We start from the raw sequence: 260 nt of genomic DNA, 5'->3' as shown, positions 1-260 counted from the left end.
GCCGTACACGTACCTGCTGATGGCCGCGACCGTCTGGTGGGCCACGCGCGGCGTCGGGGGCTTCTGGCGGCTGCTCCTGCGGCGCAGCATCGTCTACGCGCTCCCGACCATCCCGTGGGTGCTCTGGAACATCAAGCAGTACCACTGGGTACTGCCGCGCGACCTGGCCGCCCCGGCCACGCCGAACCACTTCTCGCTCGTCTCGCACTGGTTCGTCGAGATGGAGCACGCCGCGACGCAGATGGCGCTCGGGCTCTGGA

At 69.6% G+C, this 260-nt stretch carries 1 protein-coding gene; it reads left to right on the top strand.

Annotated elements, in window-relative coordinates; genetic code table 11:
- Nucleotides 1-19: 19 nt before the first annotated feature.
- A partial coding sequence (locus tag ACCC94_RS30335; RefSeq protein WP_413353251.1) for a hypothetical protein occupies nt 20-260 on the top strand: 241 nt, incomplete at its 3' end.

This window comes from Pseudomonas sp. Pseusp97 (genome assembly GCF_047304025.1).
Lineage (GTDB): Bacteria > Pseudomonadota > Gammaproteobacteria > Pseudomonadales > Pseudomonadaceae > Pseudomonas.
The sequence above is the reverse complement of the archived record's forward strand: the minus strand, read 5'-3'. Positions and strand labels throughout refer to the sequence as shown.